At 63.1% G+C, this 5,665-nt stretch carries 5 protein-coding genes; 4 read left to right on the top strand and 1 reads right to left on the bottom strand.

What is annotated here, in order from left to right; translation table 11 throughout:
* From ACIQ3A_RS13605 to ACIQ3A_RS13595, 3 genes are all read left to right on the top strand, one after another.
* The coding region (locus ACIQ3A_RS13605; protein WP_396432264.1) for a tRNA (adenosine(37)-N6)-threonylcarbamoyltransferase complex transferase subunit TsaD at positions 1-633 on the top strand (633 nt) is incomplete at its 5' end.
* 66 nt (positions 634-699) lie between these two features.
* On the top strand, positions 700-1,989 hold the full coding sequence (locus tag ACIQ3A_RS13600) for a branched-chain amino acid ABC transporter substrate-binding protein (RefSeq protein WP_396432263.1): 1,290 nt from the start codon (positions 700-702) through the stop codon (positions 1,987-1,989).
* Between the two features lie 136 nt (positions 1,990-2,125).
* Positions 2,126-3,364 carry an MFS transporter gene (locus tag ACIQ3A_RS13595; RefSeq protein ID WP_396432262.1) on the top strand — a complete coding sequence of 413 codons (1,239 nt, stop codon included), beginning with the start codon at positions 2,126-2,128 and terminating at the stop codon, positions 3,362-3,364.
* A gap of 41 nt (positions 3,365-3,405) precedes the next feature.
* Here the strand turns inward: ACIQ3A_RS13595 and ACIQ3A_RS13590 are convergent, their stop codons facing one another.
* A complete protein-coding gene (locus tag ACIQ3A_RS13590) occupies positions 3,406-4,905 on the bottom strand; it encodes a M81 family metallopeptidase (protein WP_396432261.1) in 1,500 nt (499 codons plus the stop codon).
* Between the two features lie 181 nt (positions 4,906-5,086).
* Between ACIQ3A_RS13590 and ACIQ3A_RS13585 the strand changes: the two genes are divergently transcribed.
* Positions 5,087-5,665: C45 family autoproteolytic acyltransferase/hydolase (locus ACIQ3A_RS13585; protein ID WP_396432260.1), on the top strand; the 579-nt coding region annotated here is incomplete at its 3' end.

The following is a 5,665-nucleotide window of genomic DNA, read 5'->3' as shown; positions in this document are numbered from 1 at the left end:
TTGGTCTCGGGGGGGCACACCCAGCTCATGCAAGTCGATGGCGTGGGCCGTTACGCGCTGTTGGGGGAGTCGATTGACGACGCCGCGGGTGAAGCCTTTGACAAATCGGCCAAGCTCATGGGCTTGCCTTATCCGGGTGGGCCGGGCCTGTCGCGCTTGGCCGAGCAGGGCAACCCGGCGGCCTACAAGCTGCCGCGCCCCTTGCTGCACAGCGGTGATCTGGACTTTTCATTTGCCGGCCTGAAAACGGCGGTGCTGACCCAAAGCCAAAAAATCGGCCCCGCAGCCCACACCGAAGGCGCCCCCGAACGTGCCGATTTGGCCGCATCGACCCAGGCCGCGATTGTGGAGGTGTTGGTCAAAAAATCCATGAACGCGCTCAAGGGCAGTGGCATGAAACGCTTGGTTGTGGCCGGGGGCGTGGGGGCCAACCGTGAGCTGCGCGCCCAGCTGAATGCCGCCTGTGCCAAAGTGCAGGTGCGGGTGCATTACCCCGAACTGCATTTGTGCACCGACAACGGCGCCATGATCGCCATGGCTGCCGCCATGCGCCTGCAAGCTGGTGCTCAGCAGGCCGAGGCCCGCTACAGCTTCGATGTGAAACCGCGCTGGCCGCTGCACGAACTGGCCTGATTTCAACCCATTTACACCGCGCCACTTTGAAGCCCATTTCGGGGTTTCACAGGCGCTTCTATTGACATGCTTTTCCCTTCTCTTTTTTCTGTTTTTTCTCGGCGTTCAGTGGTTTGGGCGCTGGCTGCGCTGAGTGTCTGCGCCGCAGCGGTGCAAGCGCAATCACCCGCCCCCCTCAAGCTGGCCCTGATCGAGGGCCTGAGCGGCCCTTTTGGCAACACCGGTGAAGCGGTGGTGCGCAACATCGCCTGGGCGGTGGAGCGTGTCAATGCTCGGGGTGGCATCAAAACGCCACAGGGCATGCAAGCCTTGGTGCTGGAGCGGTATGACAGCAAAGGCCAAAGCGAAGAGGCTTTGTCGGCGCTCAAGTCGGCCATCGACGACGGCGCCCAGGTGGTGTTGCAAGGCAATTCATCGGCCAACGCGGCCGCCTTGATCGATGCCATCAACAAGCACAACGAACGCGAGCCCGCCAAGCGGGTGCTGTTTTTGAACTATTCAGCGGTGGACCCGGCGCTGACCAATGAAAAATGCAGCTTTTGGCATTTCCGTTTTGACGCCCACGCCGACATGCGCATGACCGCGCTGATGCAAGTCTTGCGTGAAGACAAGAGCGTCAAATCGGCTTACCTGATTGGTCAGGACTACAGCTTTGGCCAGGCCGTGCTGCGCGAGGCCAAGCGACAGCTGGCCGAAAAGCGCCCCGATGTGAAGATCGCAGGTGACGAGTTGCACCCGATGGGCCGGGTGAAAGACTTTTTGCCTTACGCGGCCAAGATCAAGGCCAGCGGTGCGCAGGCGGTCATCACCGGCAACTGGGGCAACGACCTGACGCTCTTGGTCAAAGCGGCCCGCGAAGCTGGTTACGAAGGCAAGTTTTACACCTTCTATGGCAATGCCCTGGGCTCGCCCGCCGCCATCGGGGAAGCGGGTGTGGGCCGGGTGATTGCCGTGGCCGATTGGCTGCCGAATGTGCCCGGCAAGGCCAGTGAGGCGTTTTACCAATCTTTCCGTCAGCGTTTCCCCAAACCTGCAGAAGACTATGTGCACGTGCGCATGCAACTCATGGTCGAGGCCTTGGTCCAAGCCGTGGAAAAGGCGGGCAGCACCGAACCGGTTGCCGTGGCCTTGCAACTTGAAAAATCCCGCGTCAGCATGGCTGGGCAAACTGGCAGCATGCGGGCCGAAGACCATCAGTTTCAGCAAGCGCTGGTGGTGGGCGTGATGGCGCGCCAGGGGACGCCCGGTGTGCCCTTTGATGTCGAAGGCTCTGGCTACGGCTTCAAGGTGGTGCGCCAGATCACGGCCGAACAGGCGCGCTTGGCCCACACGTGCAAGATGCTGCGCCCAGGCTGAAGTCAGCCACTGCGATCGTCTTTGAGCCCTGGTGGTTGGCCGACCATTTTGCTGAAGGTGTCGACCATCGCAACCTTGACCAGCCCTTGTCCCGCATTTGCCAATCGGGCGGGCCAGTGCCTGCTAACCTGAAGCCATGAGCTCATCCACCGCCGCCGCTGAACACCTGATCGACTCTGCGTACGCCGCCAGGCGTTTGCTGGTGACCCTGGCCTTGATGACCTTGGGTGGCAGCAGCATGTACGTGGTGGCGGTGGTGCTGCCTGCTGTGCAGGCCGAATTTGGCGTCAGCCGGGCCGACGCGTCCATTCCTTACACCCTGATGATGCTGGGGTTTGGCTTGGGGGGGCTTTACATGGGCCGCTGGGCCGACCGGGCCGGGGTGCATGTGCCATTACTTTTGGGTGGTTTCGGCACGGGGCTGGGTTTCGTGGCCGCCAGTTTGTCGTCCAACATCTGGTGGTTTGCCCTGGCGCACGGCTTGCTGCTGGGGCTGATCGGCAGTTCGACCACGTTTGCGCCCTTGGTGGCCGACACATCCTTGTGGTGGAAAAAGCGCCGGGGCATCGCTGTGGCAGTTTGTGCCAGCGGCAACTATGTGGCGGGCGCGATTTGGCCGCCCTTGGCGCAGCACGGCGTCGAGACCGTGGGCTGGCGCAGCACTTATGTGGCCATGGGTCTGTTTTGCGGCATCGGTATGGCGCTGCTGAGTTTGCTCATGCGCCAGCGCCCGCCCTTGCTGCAAACCCCGGTGGCGGGCAGTGCCCTGGCCCAGCAGTCGCAGCAGCCTTTTGGGCTGAGCCTGAACAAGGCGCAGTTTTTGTTGTGCGTGGCGGGTGTGGCCTGCTGTGTCGCCATGGCCATGCCGCAGGTGCACATCGTGGCGTACTGCACCGATCTGGGTTTTGGCGCAGCACGCGGTGCCGAAATGCTCTCGCTCATGCTGGCCTGCGGCATTGCCAGTCGGCTCATTTCGGGGCTTATTTGCGACCGCATCGGCGGCTTGCGCACCTTGGTGCTCGGATCGGTCTTGCAGGGCGTGGCCTTGCTGCTGTTTTTGCCATTCAACGGGCTGGTGTCGCTTTACGTCATCTCTGCCTTGTTTGGCCTGTTTCAGGGCGGCATCGTGCCGGCTTACGCGATCATCGTGCGCGAGTATTTCCCGGCCAAAGAGGCTGGCTCACGCGTGGGTGCGGTCATCATGGCCACCATGATTGGCATGGCCCTGGGTGGCTGGATGTCGGGCAAGGTGTTTGACCTGACGGGTTCGTACCACGCGGCCTTCCTCAATGGGGTGATGTGGAATGCGCTCAACCTGAGCATTGGCTTGTGGCTGTTGTGGCGCGTCAAACGGGCAGCGGTGGCCGCGGCCTGAGTTCTGTACGCATTTTCTGTCACGGCGGCCTGCGACCGCCTTCAGCCCGCAGCGGACCAGGTGACGTCCGCCTCCAGTGGGTAAATCGGGCGGCGCAGGCGCTTGAATTGCAGTTCGCTGTAGTCCGAGGTGCAAGCGCCCGCCCCGGCACATTCCACCGTGGCACGGGCCAGCTGGCCCAAGCCTGCGCGCCAGTGCACGCGGCTTTTGAGCACCACAAAGTTCTTTTGCGTGGGGTCCATGCCCAGGCACAACAGGGCGTTCACATCAAAGGGCTCAACATGGCGCGAAATCAGCGCCACCTCGACCTCGCCGGTGTCGATCACCACCGCCAGCCCCATGTTTTGCTGTGCACCCCGACTCATGGGCCCTTTGACGCGGTATTTGCCGTTCGAGATCAGCTTGACCACGCCCTGCAGTTGAATCGGCTCGCTGCGGTGCGGCATCAGCGGCATGGCCATCTTGCCGCCCACTTGCAAGCTCACCTGCGCGCCAATGCCTGCCTGCATGGCTTCTTGCACGGCTTGGGGGTCAAAAATGGCAAACACGGCCACGTTGCGCAAACCCTGTCGCAACACCTCGGCCAGCACGGCCGTGGTGTCCATGGTGCCGCCCGAGGCCGCGTTGTCGTAGTGGTCGAGCAGCATCACCGGAAAGTCTGTCAAGGTTTTGGCCCGCGCCACCGACTGGGCCAGCAGCTCAGGCTGGTAAACCCACTGCGCCCGACTGTCCCAAGCCATCTGCATCAGCTCGTCGCGAAAGCGCTCGGCCAGCGCTGGGTCGTTGTCGGTCACCACCACCACCGACAGGCCTGCGTTTTCGATGTCGGCATGCGGAAAACCGGTGAACACGCTGGCACACAAGGCCCCGGTGGCTTCCATTTGACGTGCACGCTCCTGGATGGATCGGTTGGGTTCGTCCAGCGAGCTTTGCCGCATGATGTGCGGGATCATGGGCAGGCGGCCCCAAGCGGTGGTGGGCTGCACTTCCCCCCGGATCATTTTGAGCAAAGCCGATCCCGCGCGCAGGCCGGTTTCGTACATGTCGACGTGCGGGTAGGTTTGGTAGCCGGCCACGGTTTGCGCCAATTCGACCATGTTGCTGTAAACGTTGGCGTGCATGTCGTAGGCCACGCCCATCGGGGTCTTCGGGTCGATGGCGCGAATGCGGCGCAGCAACTCGCCTTCGCCATCCTCGTGGCTTTGGCTCACCATGGCGCCGTGCAGGTCCAGCAAGATGCCGTCAAAACCGCCTTGCGCCACGGCTTGCAAAATTGCCTGGCACATGGCTTCGTAGGCGTCGTCGTGCACCAGCCCGCTGGGCGCGGCGTGGGCGGCCAGGGCCAGCTCGAATTCGGCCCCAGCCTGCTCGGCCAGGTCAATGAAGGCCCCGGTGGCCGTGCCCGTGCCGCGAAACGCGGCAATGGCCGCCTCGCCGCGGGGGGGCGCTTCGCCCTGGCCCAGCGCAAAACGCTGCAAGTCGGTGGGCACCGGCGAGAAGGTGTTGGTCTCGTGCATCATCATGGCAATCAGCAGGCGCATAGGAACTCCAGTTCAACAGACAGCCATGATGCGGCTGAGGGTTTGCCTGCCACAGTCACCGAGGTGCCAGCAGACCGGCCGATTCGCATGGACCCGGATTGACAGTGCGCACCTTCCCGCTCGAGACTGGTTCTGTTGCGTGCCCTTGTTGCACCGCTTTATTTTCATCAGGAGCTTCTGCATGTTTCCTTGCATCAACACCCTGGGCGCCGCCTCGGCCCGGCAGCGTGGCCTGATTTACGGCCGCCAGGCCCAAAGCCGCATACAACACAGTGTGGTCACCTATGCCCGACTGTTTGCCGCCTGCGGCATCGACTGGGCCAGTGCTTGCGAGCGAGGCCTGCGTTTTGAAAGCGTCATCACGCAGGTGGATGCCGACTTGATGGACGAACTGCGCGGCATGGCCGAAGGCAGCGGCCAAACCCTGGGCAGCCTGATGGCACTGAACTGCCGCACCGAAATCTTGCCCCCCACATTTTTCACGGATGAGCCGCAACTGGCGCACGCCGCCCTGGCCGCCAACCACGCGGCGGGCTTGCCAGACTGGCTGGCCCAGGCGGCTTGGGATGGCGCTCTGCATGACGGCGAGTGCACGGCCATGGGCGTGACCGCTGCCGCCAGCCAATCCGGGCAGGCCTGGCTGGCGCAAAACTGGGACTGGATGGGCCGCCAGCGCGAAGCCCTGGTGCTGCTGCACACCCAAGGACCCAGCGGCCAAAGCATCACCACCCTGACCGAGGCGGGCATGCTGGCCAAGATC

The organism is Limnohabitans sp., from assembly GCF_044361985.1.
Lineage (GTDB): Bacteria > Pseudomonadota > Gammaproteobacteria > Burkholderiales > Burkholderiaceae_C > Limnohabitans_A.
The sequence above is the reverse complement of the archived record's forward strand: the minus strand, read 5'-3'. Positions and strand labels throughout refer to the sequence as shown.

What these genes read in the sequence shown, in the direction of transcription:
- ACIQ3A_RS13600 (WP_396432263.1), top strand. Translation starts at nt 700, where the DNA reads ATGCTTTTCCCTTCTCTTTTTTCTGTTTTTTCTCGGCGTTCAGTGGTT.
- ACIQ3A_RS13595 (WP_396432262.1), top strand. Translation starts at nt 2,126, where the DNA reads ATGAGCTCATCCACCGCCGCCGCTGAACACCTGATCGACTCTGCGTAC.
- ACIQ3A_RS13590 (WP_396432261.1), bottom strand. Translation starts at nt 4,905, where the DNA reads ATGCGCCTGCTGATTGCCATGATGATGCACGAGACCAACACCTTCTCG.